Below are 21,406 nucleotides of genomic sequence, written 5' to 3' on the forward strand. Positions count from 1 at the left end.
AAGATTTCCCTTATTTTTAATTTACACTCCGAAGTTGTTTCCTTCAAACCGACATCAATATGTTATCCAAAACCAAAAACACAATACTTTCTGCATTTTTACTAGCATCCCTTACAGCATGTAAAGAAGAACCCATAGCGGTTGATTTCCTGAAGTTTCAAAATGACCTTGTCTTGTTTACTGTAGAAAACAATACGGGAGAAGACATCTACTCCATTGGATTTGAAATCACTTACTTTACTTCAGATCATTCTATAATTGACGTCGACACCTTAAAGTTTTCCAAAACTTCCGATCCGGAGGGCATCCAAAAACCATTTGTTGAGGCAGGAAGTGAAACGTTCTTTTCCTATTCCATGCCCCCAAACACATCCTCGGCTTCTGCCAGAGCTTTTGAATTCAGTTTCAACAAATAGGCGCCATCGGGGTGTTGAATAGAATTGATTCTTAAAAAGGCGTTTGCCAGAGTGTAGCTTGCATCTTCGCTCCCTTATCCCATCGAATCCTTTAGCCAGATTTTAATCCACCCAATCCCTTTGATAATTAGACTAAACTTTGCGGGAAAGATCAATTTTTGTTCAAAAAATATTTTTGATAGGGACTACTTAGAACTATATAAATAATCGAAATAGAGATTATATTTGGATCTAACCCAAATCCAAATGAAAAATTTTTCGCTCTTTCTTTTGTTATTCCTCTTTCTCGCATCTTGTCAAGAAACTGAGGATCCTGGCTCTGTAAAACCAAAGGTAACAACAGGAGGGGCTGAACTATTGGATATTGGTGGTGTGACCTTAGTTGGAGAACTTTCCACTATCGAATCAGTAGTAAAACATGGTTTTTTTCTTGCCCAGGATACATCTCAATGGGAAAAATCAGAAAATAATTTAGACCTCGGACGTCCTTCAACATCAGGAAGATTCGAAACAAAAGTTTTCCAGGGACTTTTATCAGGACAAACCTATTATTTCAAAGCCTATTTGAAGACTCAATTCGAAACAATCTATGGCAAAACGGTTGCCTTTGTGTCCAAAGGAGGAAGATTCCCAACCATTGCGCGAATCGAACCATCCCAAGGGCATCTTGATGAAGACATCAATATTTATGGAGAAAAATTCAATTCTTCTTTGGGAAGACTGAAGATTCTTTTTGACAATGTCTACAGTCAGTACACAAACCAAACATCAGACACAGTCATAACCGCCAGAATACCCAGATTGCTGGGAAAATCAAGCTTTATGATTCGTTTAGAAAATGATTATGGGGCACCTGCTACTGTTTTCCCCTATAGTCTAGCCACTCCTGTGATTGAAAGCGTTTTTCCTGAAAAACCTCAACTTGGAAACATCCTGACGATCAAAGGCAATCACTTCGACAAAGAAAAAGCAAGGAATAGAGTCACTGTTAATAACTACCAGGCTGAAGTCCTTGAAAGCAAGCGAGATGAATTAAAGATCAGAATTCCCGAATCCATTAACGCACCTGAATTGGAGATTACCCTCGAAGCACAGGTTCAAACAGTCAAACCTGACTTTATAATAAGAATTGCCGAACCTATCATAGAAAGTTATCCCACTACAGTGAAGGTTGGACAGACTATCGAAATAACCGGGCAAAATTTTCATTTCAATGGCGGAACTTTGGTTTATTTCAATGGCAGGCTAGCTAATGTAGTGTCTGGGGATGATAATTCCCTAAAAGTAATCGTGCCTGAAGCCCCCTACCCTGATGGAAAAGCCATTTTAGAAGTTGAAGTTGCAACTCTTAAAACCCAGGGAGACCAAGAGATTGTAATTGATGAGGATTGGCTAGTTGTATCTGACCAGCTTCCTTTTAGAGGAGCAAATACATCCTATGTTATCAATGATATTGCCTATGTTTTTGGCCAATCCAAGGATGTAAATGATCCCAAAACATATATTTTCAAGTTCAATCGGGCGGATTATACTTGGTCGAAATCCCCTTCACCTCTTACCGAAATTTACAGGGGAGTGACTTCGACACATACTAAAGACAAAATTTATTTCTACACTCAGAAAGACACGGACACCTTTTATGAATATGACCCGACCTATGACTCTTGGACAAAAAAGGCTGACTTTCCGGGTGAAAGAAGAGATGGGGCAGTGATTTTTTCAGCTAATGAAAAAGTCTATCTAGGACCAGGAAGGAATAATGATAATTATGGAACGCCAGTTGGCGGGATGTATGTATACTCGCCAATTTTGGATGAATGGAAACAATTAAATGATCCACTGCCATTTGTAAGGTCAAAACCTCAGGTTCTGGTGTTTGACAACTCAGCCTACATTTTTGATGGTGCGCTCAATTCCGGGGATTATCAAACTTACAAGTATGACATCTTGAATGATTTATGGCAAGAATCAACTCCTTCTTTGGCGGTAAGATCCGGTACTACAGCCTTTAAATATAAAGGGAAAGGTTATTCGGCATTAGGGTCCATTTTTGATGACGAAAATAATTTATTGGAATTTGATCCGGTTTCAGAAAAATGGTCGCTGGCCGGTCGTATAGGTTTCAAACAACGTTCTCCTGCTTTTTCATTTGTGATCCAAGACGAGGTTTTTGTCGGTGGGGGAGACGATGAATATGATATACTAAAATGGGTAAATCCCCGCTAGAAGCAGTCTTGCGAACTAGTTTAGGACATTATCCCAACGATTTCAAATTATAAGGAACCCGCCCTAAATGGAATTTTAATTCCCATCTCCATTTCAACCTAGCTTGTTTCCCCCAGCTGAGAGTAAAAAGAACATGGTAAGGACTAGGTGTAGTTTAAAACTACACCTTCCTATCCCTAGGAATTTGTAATTCGATCGCAGGCTACTCCTTGATTTTATTCCCTACTATTTTTGGATCGCTTCCCACTAAGTGCAGGTCAGGCTAAACATTTCGCTGCGCTACATTTTTTAGCCCTCCTACTCCCCGCACTGCATATGCACAAACCTTGCAAGGCGTTACTGACAAAATTCAACAAATGCTGAATGGAAGGAGATGAAGTCATCGATTGAAAGTCCAATTCAAATGGACATGATTGAATTTAAAAAATGGGAAAATTCGAAAATTGAATATACTTGTGATGATTTCTGAATAGGGACAGACATTTGACAATGACAAATGTCAGCGAAACAAATAAAGTTGAAATAAAAAACGCAACTAAAAAGCATCTATGGCTTATGTCGGGGAACGGCTACCATCAAGGTTTTCTTACCGAAGCCCACATTGCTTTCGGTGGACAAGTAATCGCTTCGAAACCGCCGCAATCCATATGAAAACCGTTGTACTTCATGCAAAAATGTAACAACTACATGAAAAAAGGATACTTACTAATTTTAATACTTCTCTTGACACTTCCTTCCTTCGGACAAAAAAAGTTTTCCAAACAGGAAGTGATCGAAGACTTGCAGTATTTACGTGAATCTTTGGAAGAGGCACATTATAATCTATATACCTACGTAACCAAGGAAGCATTCAATCAAAATTTTGAAAATATAAGAGCTTCCATTACCAGTGACAGTCTATCCCTTCTAGAAACGACAAATTTATTCCAAGCTGTCATTTCTAAGGCCAACAATGGCCATACCGAGATTCCTTTCCCAGTGAGTTCTTATATAGCTTATGCGGGTTCGGAAGGCACAGTTTTTCCATTAGAACTGGCTTTTGAAGATGGTAAGGCACTCATCCGAAAGAATTTTTCTAATCTTGATTCTCTGGAAATTGGGACTGAAGTTATCAGTATAAACCAGCGCACCATCAATCAGGTATTATCGGAAATTTACCCACTGATCTCGGCAGAAAGAAGGTACTTCAAGCTTGCCAAGCTAGAGCTTTTTTCATTTCCAAGACTCTACTGGCAGGCTTATGGGGAACAGAAAAATTTTGAGGTAGAGGTAAAGAAAGATGGTGCAATAAAGATATACCAACTGAATTCAGTCCACCTTATTAATGATTTTGAAAGCAAGAGAAACGAGATATGGTCCGAGACAAGAGATTTACAGATTCTAAATGATGTTGCCTATTTAAAACCAGGGAATTTTGGGGGTGATGAACAGAAATTCAGGCAGTTTATAGATTCAGCTTTTGTGGAAATTAACAGCAGAAAACTGCCTGATCTAATCATCGACCTTAGAAATAATCTTGGTGGGGATGATTTTTTCAGCAACTATCTGGTGTCATACATTGCCGACAAGCCATTCCTATGGAATTCAGAATTTACACTTAAAACAAGTGCTATTTTAAAAGCCCATGTCGAAAAGAACTACGACACTACTGAACCATACTGGGAAAATGTAATGACTCATGAAGACGGAAGCATCTATACCTATGAGTTTGAAGCATATAATCCGCAACCTGAAGATAAAAGATATACAGGAAATGTTTATGTCTTGGTTAATAGGCAATCGCATTCTCAGGCAGCGGTAATAGCCGCTCAGATACAGGACTATAAATTTGCCACCATTGTGGGTGAGCAAACTGGCGACTTCCCAAGTTTACTTGCTTCACAATATGGATACTTTTTGCCCCACACAGGAATCGAGGTGAAAATTTCCAAGGGATATATCGTTCGCGTAAATGGAAGCAAAAAGGCTGAAGGTGTTATCCCTGATATTTATATAAAAGACCATCTAATAGATGAAAATGATGAAATATTAGATGAATTATTGGAACGAATAAAGAAAAACCACTAAATACAACAAGGCATATTGCTTATGACGGGAAACGGCTGCCAGCAAGGCGCTCCGTAGCCCACTTTGTTTCTGTGGACAGGAAAGTGCTTCGAAATCCGCCACTTGCCATATGCAAACCCTTGACTGAAAGCTTAAAATTTCAAGTTTTTTCCAAGCTGATCTTTCATTTTTACTTCGGAATGCCGGCTTTTTAACTTCGAATGTGATCCTTTTTGGTCTGGGCAGGCTCCTTTCTACCCCTATGAATTTGCAATTCGGTCTTTTGGGTTTAATTTAAATCCATCAGCAAAGCCTTTCGAAGGCTTCAACCTCCGTTTGGATTATCCTGACCAAGTCCGTCAGGGAAACTCCACGATTTGCATATTTTAAGACACATCCGATGAAAAACTTCCCCAGCCATCTTTTCTACCTAGTTTTTGGAGCACTCCTCTTCTACAGATGGTAAGGATAATAGGGAGGGAAAAAAGAATAGGAGGCAGGAAATGCAAGCTTCATTTAGCGATCAATGAATTTTAGAGAATATAAAATGAAACGACAATTAGAAAAGGTTTCTTCAATGAAAGATATAACCGCCGATAAGGATGCGAATTCGAAAAAATCTGAGAAAATTCAAAAAATTTTCAACTTTTGATTATAGGATATATATATATATATATTTCCAAAAACAAATTATAAAATCATGAAAAACAAAAAAATCTTCTTATCCTTTACCGTAGCATTGGTATTCTCTTTCCAAATTAGCCTATTTGCCGACTGCGGACTTCCACCTTCCGAAGGATGCGAACTTATTTCAGGAGGGGGGCCTTGTTCAGGCGATCCTGATGCTTCAGTATACCTTTGTAACGGAAATATTCAAGTTTATAGCACGCTTCTTCCAAGTGGAGGTTGTGCAGGTTCACATAGTGATTGCATGTCCACTCCTACTCTCGGATAAACCACAGGATATCAATTACTTCATGAGAAAAACCTTCTTATACACACTATTTGCCTTAATCGTCTTAACGTCGTGCAAAAGTGAAAAAGGAAAAGCTGGGATCGGGTTTGAAAGCAATCTGGTCCTGGCAGATTCTTTAATTTTACATTTGGATGAAAAATCAACTTCCGAATTTAATTATCATCAAATTAGTGAATTTGCGAAAAATGAATCGTTTTTAAATTTAAATCTGGTCAATCAAAGTTTAGATTTTTATTCATTAGAAACTGGAAAGTTAATATATAGAATACCCTTAAATTCTCACGGCCCAGAAGTAGTGCCTAACTTGGGTGGTTTTTTTTTCCATAATAAGGATAGCATTTTTATACTTCCAAAAATGTCGCTTTTTAATACCACTCTAATTGATTTAAATGGAAACTTTTCTAAAGGATATTCTCCTATTTCTCATGAAGATCAATTAGTTCCAGGTTTAATTAATCACTTTTCGAATTCAGCAAATCCAACTTATTTTATAAAAAACTCTTTATATTTTGATCAAGGAATCTTGAAAAACACCGCAGCTCCGGGTGTACTCGCTGAGAACTATCGATTATCCGGTAGATTTAATCTTGATACTGATTCTGTATTTTTGTTTCCAAAATCTGGATTCCCTCACTTCTATCAAGATAAAACCTTCCCTATCTATCTTTCTGTTTCTTCTCGAATTTTAGATTCTGAATTACAATGGATTTATTCTTGGAACGCTTTAGACAGTATTCTGATTTTCGATTTGGAAATGGAAAATAAAAAATCTTTTTATTCAAAGAGCAAATACCGAGATCAAAACTTCCCAAGCATAGCCAATGCTGGACCTTCTGAGAGTCTTGAACTTATTATTTCAAATACTCATTATTGCAAAATCATACATGATCCATACAGAAAACGATACTTAAGATTTGTTCAACTGGGCAGAAACTTCGATCCCTATACAGACAACTCAATTTCCTCGGTATTCAAAAATGATTTCAGTATTATGATTTATAATGAAAATTGGGAACTGCAAGACGAATATTTTTTCAATGGTAATATTTACAATTTATACCATTCCTTTATCGGAAAAAAAGGACTTTATATGCCTAAAACAAATCCTTTTTACACGAGTCTAGATGAGGACAATGTAGTATTCGATATTTTTGAAATCAAATGAAGTATATCTACCTTCTAGCAATTCTCAGTCTATTTTGCTGTAAAAAATCGAGTTCTCAAGAAAATAAAATCGAAGAGTATCTTGACACGTTGGAAATCCCAAAGTCAAATAAGGTGCTGATTATTTACATAGACGGGTGTACTAGCTGTTTTGTAAATCATAAGACCCTTACTGAAGAAGCAAGTAAAAACGATGAATATCAAATAATCGTGGTCACTAAAAGCAGAAAAAAAGCGGTTTTATTACTAGGAGAAGATCTTATTCCTAAAGTTTATCTTGATACGGATTTAATAGCTGTTGAATCAGGCTTAGTCAGTGGATTTCCAGTGGTTTTTTCTTTCAGTGAAGATGGCCGCTTAATGAATGTGACACAGATCGATTACTCATCGAAAAATCTATCCCTACCATGAAAAATCCCATACTATTTTTGCTTGTATTGGTATTTCTTTCCTGTAATTCCCAATCTAATTCATTTTTTGATGATTGCATGAAGCCCGATTTTTCGCCATTCGTTATCTCGGATATCTATTTAGAAATAGAACCCGCTATCAGAAATTTTGGGTTTGAACTAAAAAAGACCAGTGATGGAGGATATATATTTTTCGTCCCTTTTTGGGGAGACGCATACAAATTCTCACCAGATCGGAAAATTGAATTCAAATTGTCTTTTAATTCAAAATCGCTCTCAGAAAATAAGGAGCGTATTAATTATATCAGTGGAACAACTCCAGCTTTTGATGTTTTTGGAGATAATATCTACTTCCTACAAAGTAATCGGACAATAAAAATCTATAATCTTCAAGGGAAAGAGGTAACTAATTACTCGTTGAACATTACTGATATAAGTATTGATGACATGGAAGTCATTGGTGAGGATATAGTTATTTTGAGTGGTACGCAGGTTGTAGAAGACAAGGTAGTCTTGAGTTTTTTCAAAATGAATTTAGTTGAAAACACACTAGAAACCATCGAAAAGATTGATCTAAAAACAAGAAAGAACCCATTTTTCATAAAATTCAATGAAAATGAGGCACAGGTACTCATCGAAAGAGATTCAAGCATCACAGAATTGGATTTTGAAAAAAGAAGTATTCACAATATTAGTTTTAATCAGGCCAAAAATCGTGATTACAATAAGTATGATATTCCAATTGACGTTGATTATATTTCTCTTCCAGAAGAAGAACAACGAAAATATCGAAATGATAAAACGATAAAATTCGGTTTTAATGAAAGTGAATTGATAATCTTACACGAGGTGGCAAACAAATCGAAAAGCGGCAAACCTTATGAAAAATTGTTAACGAAACACTCTTTACCAAACGGAAAGGTGCATGAAAAATTAGGATTAGAGGGGATAATTGACTTTGATAAATGTGGAAACATCCTTCAAATTGAGGAAATCAACGGTGAATACTACATAAGTATTAAGTCTTTTGAATCTGTTAAGTAAAAATCCATTCTTTCATTAGCATTCAAAGAGAGTTACCTCCCCTCTGACGATAGTTTCTGTTTGAATGACAAAAATTCGGTGACTAGGAGTAGTTTGCAACCATGCTTTACAATTCCAACGAATTTGTAATTCGATTTACCATCTCCTCACCCCCTCTGAGCATAGATTCTGTTTGAATGAAAAAAAGCCGGTGACTAGGCGTAGTTTACACCTCCCCCCACCCCTCCAAAACAATTCTTCGCAATCTTCTGTCAGAGCGGGCTTGGTGGAAAAGGCTGAAGATTATTTATATTCCAGTGAAAAAAATTATGCAGGTCTGAAAGGGCTGATAGATGTAGATTACTGGTAGTTGGGATGTGTATGGCCAATTGCAAATTGGCTTGGATATTAGGGTGAAGTTACAAACTTCACCCAGCGTCCAATTGGACTTCAAAGATTCAGGGCAGAAACTACGCCTTTCCATCCCTACGAATGAGTAATTCGATCCCACTCTGATCCTTGATTTTACTACCTCCCATTTATAGATCAATCCCAATAACTACTGAAAAATCAAATGGTTTATTTAGGGTTTCTATAGGGTTCTGTTAATTTTCAGATAGGGTTTTAATAGGCTTAAAGCTATAAAAAACCTATAGTACCCAACTGTATTCCAGTAAATTACAGCTCCTAATCCTTTGTTCTCTGCATATTTCTCTTTAGTTTGAGTATTGTTTCGTTTAACCTCTAGATTTTTTTATTATGGCCACTTTACCCAACTCCAATGTAATCCTGCCTAAAGGAAAACTCGGAAACCTGGTTTTCTACACCTTGAACGGCAAGACAGTCGTTCGTAGCAGGCCCTCACAAAATCACAAAAACAAGCACAATCCCAGCCCTCTGCAGCTTATCCAACGGGAAAAACTCAAGACTATCAATGCCTTTCTCAAGCCCATCAAATATGCCCTGGACTTCGGTTATCAGGAATTCCTAACCCAAAGCAAAAAGGGGATACACTTGGCCTACTCCGAAATCAACACCAAGGGATACAATTATACCCGGGAACCAAGAATCGATCCTGCATTTTTGCGCATCAGTAAGGGAAATTTGCTAGGGCCAGAGAATCCTCAGGCCACTAAAAAAGGGAATTCGGTAGAATTCACTTGGACGGACAATTCCAAGGAAGGTAAAGCCCGGGAAACTGATGAAAGCTTTATTTTGCTCTATAGTCCTGAGGAAAAGAAATTTATTTGGGCAGAAACCCGGTTTCGAAGAAATTTAACTCAAGGTGTAATTGAGTTGGGCCCGGAAAAATCAACCATCAACTGGCATGTCTACATGGCATTCAGCCAGCTGGATATAAAAACCAAGAAATATCAGCTCTCGGATTCGGTATATTTGGGAAAGCTGTGAAAATCCTTTCAAAGGCTTGATCCTGTGTTTGGATTATTCAGAGCAAGTCCATTAGTGGAACCAAACCATTTTCACATTTTAAGTCTCATCCGATGAAAAACTTCCCCAGCCATCTTTTCTACCTAGTTTTTGGAGCACTCTTATTCTCATGCAATCCAAAGCCAACAAGTGATGTTGACACTAAATCCACAACTCATCTTTTTTCAGACACCTACCAAAAGCCGTTTTTTGAGCAGGATGACCGAGTAGAAAGGATAAAAAAGATTGCACCTGAACTGGAAAAGTTGATGGCTGATTATGCAAAGTCCCGAAATATTCCGGGTATTGCATACGGAATTGTGGTCGACAACCAACTCGTGATTTCCTTTGCAACTGGCTTGATGAATCTTGAGCAGAAAAGCCCGGCCAGCCCCAGCGCTTCTTTTCGAATTGCATCCATGAGCAAGAGTTTTACGGCCATGGCCATTGTAAAACTACGGGATGAAGGCAAATTGTCCTTAAGCGATCCGGTCAGTAAATACATCCCTGAAATGGCTAATCTTAAGTACCTGACCCAAGATGCACCGTCCATAGCTATTGAAAACCTCTTGACCATGACCTCCGGATTTCCGGAGGACAATCCCTGGGGGGACCGTCAATTGGATGAATCTGACCAAATGCTGATGGACATGATGACAGAGGGGGTCTCCTTTTCCAATGTTCCCTCCTATGAATACGAGTATAGCAACACGGGTTATGCCCTACTCGGGAATATTATTTCCCGGGTCTCGGGAATGCCCTATCAGGAATACATCACGCAAAACATTCTATTGCCTTTGGGCATGGAGCAAACCTATTGGGAATACGACCAGGTCCCTCCTGGTCAACTGGCAATTGGGTATCGTTGGGAGGATGAGGAATGGAAATTGGAACCCATGCTTCACGACGGGTCTTTTGGAGCCATGGGAGGTTTGATTACCTCCATAGAGGATTTCAGTAAATACGTCAGTTTTCATCTTTCTGCCTGGCCTCCAAGAAGTGATGTGGACGATGGTCCTATTCGTAGGAGTTCACTAAGAGAAATGCAAACACCACAATTCCCCAGACTAAACGCCAATGCAAGAAACTTTAGCGGTGAACCCTGTCCTGCTATTTCCGGGTACGGCTATGGCCTTGGCACCATAGAAAACTGTGATGGATTGAAAAGAGTCGGACACGGTGGAGCGCTACCGGGTTTTGGAAGCAATTATGTTTTCTTTCCCGAATATGGGATCGGAATCATGGCTTTTTGTAACCTGACCTATACCAGCCCTTATCCACTCAATGAGATTGGGAAATTGGTATTTGAAACTGCAGGTCTGAAACCAAGACAATTACCTGTTTCGGATATTCTGCGTGAACGCCAAGAACAGCTCACTCAATTAATTCAAAAATGGGACACGGATTTGGAGGAAAAAATCCTGGCTGAGAATTTTTATCTGGATAAATCCAGAGCGCATAGGATCCAAGAAGTGCAAGGTGTTTTGGAACAAGCCGGAGCTATCCTTTCCATTGGAGAGCTTTCACCTCAAAATCAGCTTAGAGGCGGTTATAAAATTCAAACCCAGAATGGAGAAATCGGAATTTTCTTTACACTAACCCCTGAAAAAGACCCCAAAGTGCAACAATTGGACATCTTATTTCTATCAAAGGAATCTGAGTAAAAAGGCTATCCGGTGAAAATTTAGAGGCTAAACTGTAGGGAAAGATATATTGACCAGGGTATCTTCCCCATTACCCCAAATTTATGAAACCCCAAATCATTCGAATTCTTAGAATTATCATGCCCCTCATGGCCCTAGCTTCCTTGGTGATATTTGTCCCTTGGACTTTGGTCAGCGTGTGGTTGGCACCCCTTCCGGTAACGGTACAAGAACAGGCCAATGCCGCAATCGGGTATGGATTGGATGGGATCATCGTCTATGTGGATCAAGGGGGAAAGGAGCCTGTGTCCTATACGGCCGGTTTGAAAAATAGGGAAAACAAAATCCCAGCGGATCCAAATTCCCTCTTTAAAATCGCCAGCATCAGTAAATTATACATTGCCACAGCTACAGCAAAATTGGCCAATGATCAAAGGCTTTCTCTGGATGCCACTTTGGCCGACTACCTGCCAGAGCTCAAGGAAAGAATTGAAAACGCAGATCAGATTACCCTTAGAATGCTCGTGCAGCATAGAAGCGGCATCCCCAACTATAGCGATTATCCGGATTATCCATGGGACCACGCCCCGGATAATCAGGGAGCATTAGCCTTTGTCTTGGATACGCCAGCGGATTTTCTACCCAATGAAAAATACGCCTACTCCAACACCAACTACCTGCTGATCGGAGAAATACTAGATCGGACTTTAGGCTACAGCCACCATGATTATATCCGGCAGGAGATTCTGCTTCCACATGGATTAAATCATACCTACAACCTGCTGAGCGAAGTCGATATAGACAAGGTGATGAGTGGGTACTTCGTCGGTTATGGACCCGATATCAAGAACAACGATTTTCCAAATCCCGGCGGCTCCATGGTGGCTACAATACAAGATGTGGGAAAATTCCTGAGGATTTTAAACGATGGCTCTTTGTTAAATGATGATGAACAGGCCATCTACTCTTCCATTTATGATTACGGCCATACCGGGCTGGTACCCGGCTATTCAAGTATAGCCCGATACCATGCAGATATAGATGCGGTGGTGATCCAGTTTGTGAATACCAGTGGTGGAGATACCTGGACGATTTCAGAGATGATTTATAATCGAATCGTAAAAATCCTAAAAAAGGGAAAAGACAAGGAATCTTGAAATTAACAGCTCGGGCAGCAGAAAACCGAAAGACAATACTTTATTCCTCTGAGTTAAAAAAAATAGATTCCCTGAACTTTCCCCGAATCTAACTCACCCCCCACAATTAACTACCCTAATTCAGTTTTGAAATATGATTTAGGATTGGATTCTTTCTGGGTATTTCGAACTTTACCGATTCTTACCAAAGCAAATCAAACCTAAACCAGAATAACCATGACTAAAAAACGAATTTTATTTACTGGGGGCTCGGGAAAGGCAGGAAAACATGTTATTCCCTACCTGCTTGAGCAGGGACATCGGGTATTGAATGTAGACCTGAAACCGCTGGACTACCCGGGAGTAGACAATCTTATCGCTGATATCACGGATTCCGGGCAAATGTTTAACGCCATGACTTCCTATGCCGGTTTTGACGAAATGGAGCCGGGCACCGGGGTTCCCAAATTTGATGCGGTGGTCCATTTTGCGGCCGTTCCCCGAATCCTGATCAATCCAGACAATGAAACCTTCCGTGTCAACACCGTTGGAACCTATAATGTAATAGAAGCAGCAGTGAAGCTTGGGATCAAGAAGATTGTCATTGCTTCCTCCGAGACGACCTATGGAATCTGTTTTTCAGACGGTCAGACAGACCCAAAATATCTTCCACTAGATGAAAACTACGATGTGGATCCCATGGATAGCTATGGCCTTTCCAAAGTAGTGAATGAGCAAACGGCCCGCAGTTTCCAGAGAAGATCGGAGGTGGATATTTATTCTTTGCGAATAGGAAATGTGATCGAACCACACGAGTACAAAGAGCTGTTCCCGCATTATTTCAAACACCCGGAAGTACGCCGCAGAAATGCGTTCTGTTACATTGATGCCAGAGATTTGGGGCAGATAGTGGATTTGTGCCTGAAAAAAGACGGACTGGGATATCAGGTCTTCAATGCCGGCAACGATCACAATGGAGCCGTTATCCCAAGCAAAGAATTAGCAGAGCGCTTTTTCCCTGGGGTGCCCCTTACCCGAGAACTGGAAGAACATGAGGCCTTGTTTTCAAACCGCAAGATTCGAGAGGTTTTAGGCTTTAAAGAGCAGCACAACTGGCGAAATTATTTGAATTGGGAATAATTATCTCTTAATCCCCTGAGCGTTACTGAAGATTGCACTCAGGGGATTTCTGTTTTCACCCCCTCCAGCTGAAGGCATCACTCCGCTATTTCTGCAAAGTTTTCAGAATAAAATTCTGTCTACTTCATTTTTTGTACCTTTGCCGACTCAAAAACAGCATAGCTACTCAGAGCATGGGAATCAATTCCCAAAGCCTTTCTATCCAAACCTATTCCAAATGAAGAAATACTTCAACCTCTTTGACTTCTCCCAAAAAGTAAACTATAAAACAGAAATCCTTTCCGGGCTGACTGTAGCTATGGCGCTGATCCCTGAAGCAGTGGCTTTCGCATTTATTGCAGGAGTTTCTCCCCTGACAGGACTCTATGCTGCTTTTATGATGGGCTTGGTCACTTCCATTCTTGGAGGAAGGCCCGGTATGATCTCCGGAGCTACCGGAGCAGTGGCAGTAGTTTTGGTGAGTCTGGCCGCCTCCCATGGAGTGGAATATATTTTTGCCACGGTAATTTTGGCGGGACTACTTCAGGTTGCAGCCGGCACCCTCCGCTTGGGAAAACTCATGAGACTGGTTCCCCACCCGGTGATTTTCGGCTTTGTCAATGGACTGGCTATCATCATTTTCATGTCCCAATTGGATCAGTTTAAAGGAACAGATGGCTCCTGGCTCAGCGGGATGGAATTGTATGTTCTCTTGGGGTTGGTTCTTTTGACCATGCTGATCATCTGGGGACTTCCAAAACTCACCAAAGCCATTCCGGCTTCTCTAACCGCTATTTTGGTGGTATTTGGTCTGGTAAGTCTTTTGGGAATCGACACCAAAACCGTGGGTGATATGGCAAGTATCAAGGGGGGCTTCCCTCCTTTCCATATTCCTTCAGTTCCCTTTACTCTGGAAACCCTTCAGTTGATTTTCCCTTATGCCGGGATTGTGGCCGGTGTAGGATTAATCGAAAGTCTCTTGACCTTGAACATCATAGACGAAATCACAGAGACCCGGGGAAGGGGAAATAAAGAAGCTATTGCCCAAGGCACCGCAAACATCCTTTCCGGACTATTCTCCGGCATGGGAGGCTGTGCGATGATCGGCCAGAGTTTGATCAACGTTTCTTCCGGCGCCCGGGCCAGACTTTCCGGGATTGTGGCATCGGTCATGCTCTTGGTTTTCGTCATGTTTGGTTCCGGTTTGATCGAGCAAATGCCCATGGCTGCATTGACAGGTCTGATGATCATGGTATCTATAGGGACCTTTGAATGGGCAAGTTTGAAGACCTTTACCAAAATGCCTAAATCTGATGTATTTCTAATGGTTTTGGTAACCCTGATTACTGCAGTTCTTCACAACTTGGCACTGGCCGTTTTGATCGGAGTGATTCTAGCCGCTCTCTTTTTTGCATGGGACAATGCCAAAAGGATCCGTGCCCGAAAATACGTTGATGAAAATGGGGTAAAGCATTACGAAATGTACGGTCCTCTGTTTTTCGGTTCCATCACAGCATTCAATGAGAAATTTGACGTGCTCAATGATCCCCAGGAAGTGATCATTGATTTTGCGGAAAGCCGTGTGGTGGACATGTCCGCCATTGAAGCTCTGAACAAAATCACCGAGCGCTACTCCAAAGTGGGTAAAAAAATCCATCTGAGACATTTGAGTCCAGACTGCAGAAAGCTGATCGAAAAGGCTGATGCCATCATCGATGTCAATGTAATGGAAGACCCTACCTATAAATTGGTGGTGGACAAGGTCTGATACCTATTAATTGCAATTAAGAGCGGGGCCATCAAACCCCGCTCTTTTATTTGGAACTAACATCTCCTTATCCATTTTTTATTTTTTATATTCCATACGATAAACCCTCTTTTTAAAAAAGGACACATGGAAACCGATATTATTTTGACTTTACTATTTACTGGATTCACAATTGTGGGGATTGTTTTGGACCAGAAAGGGAAGCATATCCTTTATAAAGGGAAAAGAGCCCAAGCGGTGATTTTTAAAAACAACCGAAAAGGAGTACATGATCGAATGTATTATCCGGTGGTCCGATTCAAAACCGAAGCAGATGTATGGATCACTCAGGAACTGAGTATAGGTTACTTTCCTGCAAAAAAAGAGGGGAAAAAGGTTGAGGTTCTTTATGACCCTGAAGACCCTACCCAAGTGGAAATCAACTCCTCTTTTCAATTGGAATTTTTACCCAAACTTTTTATTGCAGTAGGATCTTTCGGTTTGGTTTTGGGGATTTTAGAGTTATTTGAAATCACCCAGTTCGTTTAGTTATATCCCATTTACAAATCCCCTCTTAAGCCTTAGTCCTTCAAAAATCTCTTTTTTTTCAACATTTGAAGAGAGAGCAGGTATATTCGTAGGGAATTGGAATGAAGGCAGCCCCTATGGAAATCCAACAAATCAAAAAGGTACTTCCCATCATCTTGGCTACTGCCATTTTTATGCAGATGCTGGATTCAACCATCCTGAATACCTCTCTTCCTTCCATTGCCAGGGATCTACAGGAGTCCCCGCTTAATATGCAGAATGCCATCATCAGCTATGTGCTAACCTTGGCTCTTTTTATGCCGATCAGTGGATTCTTGGCAGATAAATTCGGAACAAAAAAGATCTTTATTCTCTCCCTCACCCTTTTTGCTCTCGGCTCCCTGTTTTGTTCACTATCCCAAAACCTGAACCAACTGGTTCTTTCCCGGGTCCTTCAAGGTTTTGGTGGAAGCTTGATGACACCGGTTGGGCGCTTGACCCTGATAAAAACTTATCCTAAAAACGAACTGGTCAAGGCCATGAATTATGCCATTGTCCCTGCCCTAATCGGTCCTGTTTTGGGGCCATTGGTAGGTGGATATTTGGTCGATTATCTTTCCTGGCATTGGATCTTCTTGATCAATATCCCTATTGCTATCCTTGGTATTCTGCTTAGCATTAAATTTCTACCTGATTATACCTCAAAGAGTCTGGAATTTGACCTAAAAGGATTTTTGATCTTTGGCGCAGCTTCTTTTATGCTTTCTATTTCTTTGGAATTGCTTGGCAACTCGGTGCAAACCACCCCGATCTTGTTGGCTTTGACCTTAGGTTTTTTAATGCTTTACTTTTACTACCGGCATGCTAAAAAGGAGGAAAACCCGATCTTTCCCCTGAATCTATTTCAGGTTCGCACCTTCCGAGTTGGCATTTTAGGTAATCTGGTTACCAGAATAGGTATCAGTTCTGTTCCATTATTACTACCTCTGATGATTCAGATCGCCTATAAACAATCCGCAGTCGTATCCGGATGGATGGTTGCCCCTATGGCTTTGACGGCTATGTTTGGTAAATCTTTCGTGATCCGGATTCTTAACCGTTTTGGCTATAGAAAAACCCTTTTGATTAATACCCTGGTTATTGGATTATTGATCTGTTCAATGGCATTGCCTGGGATTCACTCCTCCTTTTATTGGCACCTTCCATTGATTGCCATACTAGGTTTTTTCAATTCCATCCAATTTACCTCCATGAATTCCATTGCCATCGCTAATCTTAGACCCTATCATACCAGCAGTGGAAATTCCCTGATTTCGGTCAATCAACAACTTGCAATAGGCTTTGGAATTGCTTTTGGCTTGGTGATCCTCAAGCTGTTTGAAGGAGATGTTAAATTGATCCAACATGATATTCACAATGCCTTCCGCTATACTTTTTTGGTCATCGGAAGCTTGACTGTACTTTCCGGATTGGTATTCCGTCGGCTTCATTTCCGGGACGGAGATAATCTGAAAGTCAGGAATTGATTGCCCATTCAACCTGTCCCTAAACAGCATGTCTTTTCATTGGTAGTATCTTCCGGACCATCATACCCACGACTGGCATAAACTTAAGCAGTACTTTCTTTTTGGAACGGCAACTTGAGTACTGAACAGGATTTTATCATCCTGCAAACCATCCACAAGCAATCCCAAGAGAAAAAACAGGAGGTCCCAGTACCTGAATTTTTTCCTGGGTTCCCGAATACATTTACTAAATACTTTTTACCTTGAGTTAGCACCACTTTTCCCCTTGAAATGAAAAAATACGCCCTCAGTCTTTTTGGGATTTTCCTTGCTTTCCAAGCATTGGCCCAAGATGTCTTTTTCTCAGTTAATCAAGTCGGTTTTCAGCCCCAAGACAGCAAAAAAGCAGTCCTATTTTCCCGAGAAAAAATTAAAAACAAAATTGAACTGCTTCGACTGCCGGATTCCAGTTCGGTAGCCAGCCTAAAGCCCATAGGTATTGAATCCGGCGTCTGGGGTGATTTCCACTACTATCAAATTAACTTTTCCAACATACAGGCTGAGGGAGAATATTTGCTATGGCATCCACAAAGCAAAACACCTAGCTCTCCCTTCCAGATTGGAGTAGAAGCCTATAGGGGTCTTTCGGAAGAACTGTTGGAATTCATGCGTCAGCAGCGTTGCGGATACAATCCCACCTTGGATATGGTTTGCCATGAAAAGGACAGCAGAAGCTTCTTTGGCCCCATGCCGGACAGCACCTATGTAGATGCTTCCGGAGGATGGCATGATGCCGGTGACCAACTCAAATACCTGATTACAGGCAGTTATGCCACTGGGCATATGCTGTTGGCTTATCAGCTTTTCCCGGAGCAGTTTGAAGATCAAGTCAATGCGCTTGGGCAGCCTGGCTCCAATGGAATTCCGGATGTATTGGACGAAGCAAAATGGGGCTTGGACTGGCTACTCAAACTTCATCCGGCACCGGACCAACTGATTCACCAAATTGCAGATGACCGGGACCATCGAGGCTTCAAAATCCCCAATCAGGACAATGCCGATTACGGATGGGGACCTAACAGCTACCGAGCGGCATATTTTGCAACGGGAGAACCTCAAGGCTTGGGAAAATTCAAAAGTGAATCCACCGGTATGGCCAACATAGCAGGAAGGTCTGCAGCTGCCTTGGCCCTGGGATCTAGAGTTTGGAAGGAAATCGACCTCTCTTACTCGATCAAATGTCTGAATGCAGCAAAAACCCTTTATGAACTGGGAAAAAAATATGAGGGGTATCAGCAAGGCAATTCCTTTGGAGCGCCCTATCGCTACAATGAAGAAACTTGGAATGATGATATGGAATGGGCAGGAGCAGAATTATATAAGGCTACCGGAGAAAAACAGTATCTCACTGAGGCCAAAGAGTACGCCCTGAAAAGTGCCAATGAGGATTCATGGACCGTCAGAGATTCGGCCTCCCATTACCAACTTTATCCATTTATCAACTTGGGCCATTATTCACTACATGAAGTAGCTGATGAGGAGTTCAAGAGGACATTGGAAAGCTTCTACAAAGAAGGAATAGAATACACCCTACAAAAGGCAGCAAACAGCCCTTTCGAAGTGGGTATTCCCTTTATTTGGTGTTCCAACAATCTGATGACCAGTTTGGCCACTCAGCTGATACTCTATGAGAAAATGACCGGGGATCAAAATTATCATTCTTACCTTTTGGCTCAGAGAGACTGGCTATTCGGAAAAAACCCTTGGGGGACCTCCATGTTTACGGGAATTCCCAAGAATGGGGATTTTCCGGTTTATGTACATACAGCACCCTATGTGCTTCTTGGCTTGCAGGTTCCCGGAGGATTGGTAGACGGTCCGATTTTCAGGACTATTCATTCCAGTCTTTTGGGATTAAACTTAGAAAGACCCGATGATTATGAAGGAAGGCAAAACCCATTTGTGGTTTATCATGATGCTGTGGGGGACTACAGCACCAATGAACCCACCATGGATGGCACTGCCGGTTCAATTTTGATGATGGCCTATTTCAGTGCAGCAAAATGAGTTTAAACCATACATATTTAAATAATGTAAAAGCCTTGATCTTCGATATGGATGGGACTTTGGTGGACAATATCCCCTACCACCTTGAAGCTTGGCTTCATTTCCTAAGCGATCATGGCATCCATCTTCTCCCTGAGGAATTTCATGCGCAAAATCACGGCACCATAGATGAAATGATCGCCCGTTTCTTTCCCCATGTCATGTCCGAAGAGAAAATCATCGAACTGGGGACTGAAAAAGAGGATATCTACCGAAGAATTTACAAGCCCCATCTTAAAGAGGTGAAAGGCTTAAGTGGATTTCTGGAAACCATGAAGTCTAAAAAGCTCAGTCTCCATTTGGCTACCATGGGCGATGAGGTCAATATCAATTTTACCCTAGAAGGTCTGGGAATCCTGGAACTCTTTGACTCGATTACCGGAGGACATGAGGTAAAGCATGGTAAACCACATCCGGAAATTTTTGAAAAAGCTTTGAAAAAATCCCATGTCAGGCCTGAGGAATGTCTGGTATTTGAAGATTCAGGCGGAGGAATTCGGGCTGCAAAAGCTGCAGGATTAACTGTAGTAGGAATTACCACTTCCCATACCAAACAGGAATTGATGGAAATGGGATGCGATGAAGTGATCTCTGATTTTGACGAGGCTCAAAAGTTATTTGAGGATTAAACAGAATCATTAAAAAAGGAGCGGAAGAAACCGCTCCTTTTTCCATCTCTATTCAACCAGTGTAAAGACCATTTGGCGGAATTTCCAGCCACTTTCATCCCCATTGCCTGAGCCGGACGTCTGTTTGAAAATCAAACCGATGATGTTTTCTGTAGGATCTGCAAAGTATTGGGTATTGAAATAGCCTCCCCAGTCAAAAGTCCCTTTGCTTCCGATTCCTCCCATAGCAACACCTACTTCATCTACCAATCCGAATGCTAAGCCATAATCCTTACCGCCGTTTCCAAGTAAATCCCCTACTTGGTTGGTCATGATAGTCTCAATAGTTTTGGAGCTCAATAATTTTTTCCCGTTCAACTCTCCTCCATTGAGGTACATCTGAAGGAATTTTCCATAATCCTCTGTTGTGCTGGAAAGTCCAGCCCCTCCTGAAAAGAAGGTCTTTGCACCGGCCTTTGGGTAAGCAGGGTCATAAAAAGTGACCGGAAAAGATTCCCAAGCGGAATTTCTATAGGTATGAACCGTCACCAATCTTGGAGCCTGTTGTGCACTCAGATAAAACCTTGTATCATTCATTCCCAGTGGATCAAAGATCCTTTCTTTCAAAAACTGATCAAATGGCATTCCTGACACGATCTCTATAAAATACCCCAACACATCCAAGCCCTCACTGTAAGTGTATTTACTACCCGGCTCGTGATGCAGCGGAAGCTTGGCCAGTTTTTTCACACTTTCTCCGATAGTGACTTTTTCAGTAGTAAAAAGGTCCGTGATACCAGCCTTCTGGTAGATCATTTTCATCCGCTCATCACCGTCAATCACACCATATCCCAAGCCGGAAGTATGAGTCAATAGATGACGGATAGTAATTTCCTTGGATGCCGGTCTGCTTGTGTAAGTGGTATCCGAATACCTGAAGGAATTAAGGATTTGAGGATTTTTAAACTCAGGGATAAACTTTGAAATAGGATCATCCAATCTGAATTTACCTTCCTCCCAAAGCATCATAACAGCTGTGGAAGTAATGGCCTTGGTCTGTGAAGCAATTCGGAAAATAGAATTTTTCTCCATTGTCTTTTTGGACTCCACATCAGCATACCCTTTTGCTTCATGGTAAACTACTTTCCCATCTTTTAAAACCATGGCTACCAAACCCGGAACCTGGCCAGAGCGAACGGTTTCCTCCAGCATAGCATCCAGTTTTTTCACCCGCTCCGGAATAATGCCGGGAACTGATTGGCTGAATGCAGACAAGGAAAGGATGAAAAACGAAACAAGTAACTTGACTTTCAACATAGACAGAT

The 21,406-nt window shown here is 41.1% G+C and carries 17 protein-coding genes; 16 read left to right on the forward strand and 1 reads right to left on the reverse strand.

Annotated elements, in window-relative coordinates:
- The first annotated feature begins 59 nt into the window (after positions 1-59).
- The 16 genes from P2G54_RS05480 to P2G54_RS05555 all read left to right on the forward strand — a co-directional run bounded on the left by P2G54_RS05480 (position 60) and on the right by P2G54_RS05555 (position 20,102).
- Positions 60-416, forward strand: coding sequence for a hypothetical protein (locus tag P2G54_RS05480; protein ID WP_275869007.1), 357 nt, complete (start codon positions 60-62; stop codon positions 414-416).
- 246 nt (positions 417-662) lie between these two features.
- Positions 663-2,642 carry an IPT/TIG domain-containing protein gene (locus tag P2G54_RS05485; protein WP_275869008.1) on the forward strand — a complete coding sequence of 660 codons (1,980 nt, stop codon included), beginning with the start codon at positions 663-665 and terminating at the stop codon, positions 2,640-2,642.
- A gap of 687 nt (positions 2,643-3,329) precedes the next feature.
- Positions 3,330-4,709, forward strand: a complete 1,380-nt coding sequence (locus P2G54_RS05490) for a S41 family peptidase (RefSeq protein ID WP_275869010.1) — start codon at positions 3,330-3,332, stop codon at positions 4,707-4,709.
- Between the two features lie 679 nt (positions 4,710-5,388).
- Positions 5,389-5,643: a hypothetical protein gene (locus tag P2G54_RS05495; protein WP_275869012.1), complete on the forward strand. Its 255-nt coding sequence runs from the start codon at positions 5,389-5,391 to the stop codon at positions 5,641-5,643.
- Positions 5,644-5,665: 22 nt separating this feature from the next.
- Positions 5,666-6,829: a DUF4221 family protein gene (locus P2G54_RS05500; protein ID WP_275869014.1), complete on the forward strand. Its 1,164-nt coding sequence runs from the start codon at positions 5,666-5,668 to the stop codon at positions 6,827-6,829.
- Entirely contained in the window at positions 6,826-7,239 is a 414-nt protein-coding gene (locus P2G54_RS05505) for a hypothetical protein (protein ID WP_275869015.1), read from the forward strand. Before P2G54_RS05500 ends, P2G54_RS05505 begins: the two co-directional genes overlap by 4 nt.
- Complete coding sequence (locus P2G54_RS05510; protein WP_275869017.1) at positions 7,236-8,282, forward strand: hypothetical protein; 1,047 nt, start codon at positions 7,236-7,238, stop codon at positions 8,280-8,282. The genes P2G54_RS05505 and P2G54_RS05510 overlap by 4 nt, the downstream gene beginning before the upstream one ends.
- Before the next feature lie 738 nt (positions 8,283-9,020).
- Complete coding sequence (locus tag P2G54_RS05515) at positions 9,021-9,671, forward strand: DUF6266 family protein (protein ID WP_275869019.1); 651 nt, start codon at positions 9,021-9,023, stop codon at positions 9,669-9,671.
- A 92-nt stretch (positions 9,672-9,763) separates the two neighbouring features.
- Positions 9,764-11,353 carry a serine hydrolase domain-containing protein gene (locus P2G54_RS05520; RefSeq protein WP_275869021.1) on the forward strand — a complete coding sequence of 530 codons (1,590 nt, stop codon included), beginning with the start codon at positions 9,764-9,766 and terminating at the stop codon, positions 11,351-11,353.
- A gap of 83 nt (positions 11,354-11,436) precedes the next feature.
- Positions 11,437-12,489: a serine hydrolase domain-containing protein gene (locus tag P2G54_RS05525; RefSeq protein WP_275869023.1), complete on the forward strand. Its 1,053-nt coding sequence runs from the start codon at positions 11,437-11,439 to the stop codon at positions 12,487-12,489.
- 216 nt (positions 12,490-12,705) lie between these two features.
- Entirely contained in the window at positions 12,706-13,608 is a 903-nt protein-coding gene (locus P2G54_RS05530; RefSeq protein WP_275869025.1) for an NAD(P)-dependent oxidoreductase, read from the forward strand.
- Positions 13,609-13,825: 217 nt separating this feature from the next.
- Positions 13,826-15,355, forward strand: coding sequence for a SulP family inorganic anion transporter (locus P2G54_RS05535; protein ID WP_275869027.1), 1,530 nt, complete (start codon positions 13,826-13,828; stop codon positions 15,353-15,355).
- A 126-nt stretch (positions 15,356-15,481) separates the two neighbouring features.
- The gene (locus P2G54_RS05540) at positions 15,482-15,883 is read left to right on the forward strand and encodes a DUF3592 domain-containing protein (protein WP_275869029.1); all 402 of its coding nucleotides are present in this window, start codon (positions 15,482-15,484) and stop codon (positions 15,881-15,883) included.
- A gap of 116 nt (positions 15,884-15,999) precedes the next feature.
- Positions 16,000-17,388: a DHA2 family efflux MFS transporter permease subunit gene (locus tag P2G54_RS05545; RefSeq protein ID WP_275869031.1), complete on the forward strand. Its 1,389-nt coding sequence runs from the start codon at positions 16,000-16,002 to the stop codon at positions 17,386-17,388.
- A gap of 270 nt (positions 17,389-17,658) precedes the next feature.
- Positions 17,659-19,434, forward strand: coding sequence for a glycoside hydrolase family 9 protein (locus P2G54_RS05550; protein ID WP_275869033.1), 1,776 nt, complete (start codon positions 17,659-17,661; stop codon positions 19,432-19,434).
- The gene (locus tag P2G54_RS05555; RefSeq protein ID WP_275869035.1) at positions 19,431-20,102 is read left to right on the forward strand and encodes an HAD family phosphatase; all 672 of its coding nucleotides are present in this window, start codon (positions 19,431-19,433) and stop codon (positions 20,100-20,102) included. Before P2G54_RS05550 ends, P2G54_RS05555 begins: the two co-directional genes overlap by 4 nt.
- Positions 20,103-20,150: 48 nt before the next feature.
- Here P2G54_RS05555 and P2G54_RS05560 read toward each other — a convergent pair whose 3' ends face one another.
- Positions 20,151-21,398: a serine hydrolase domain-containing protein gene (locus P2G54_RS05560; RefSeq protein WP_275869037.1), complete on the reverse strand. Its 1,248-nt coding sequence runs from the start codon at positions 21,396-21,398 to the stop codon at positions 20,151-20,153.
- Positions 21,399-21,406: the final 8 nt, after the last annotated feature.

It is taken from the genome of Algoriphagus sp. CAU 1675 (assembly GCF_029222925.1).
GTDB lineage: Bacteria > Bacteroidota > Bacteroidia > Cytophagales > Cyclobacteriaceae > Algoriphagus.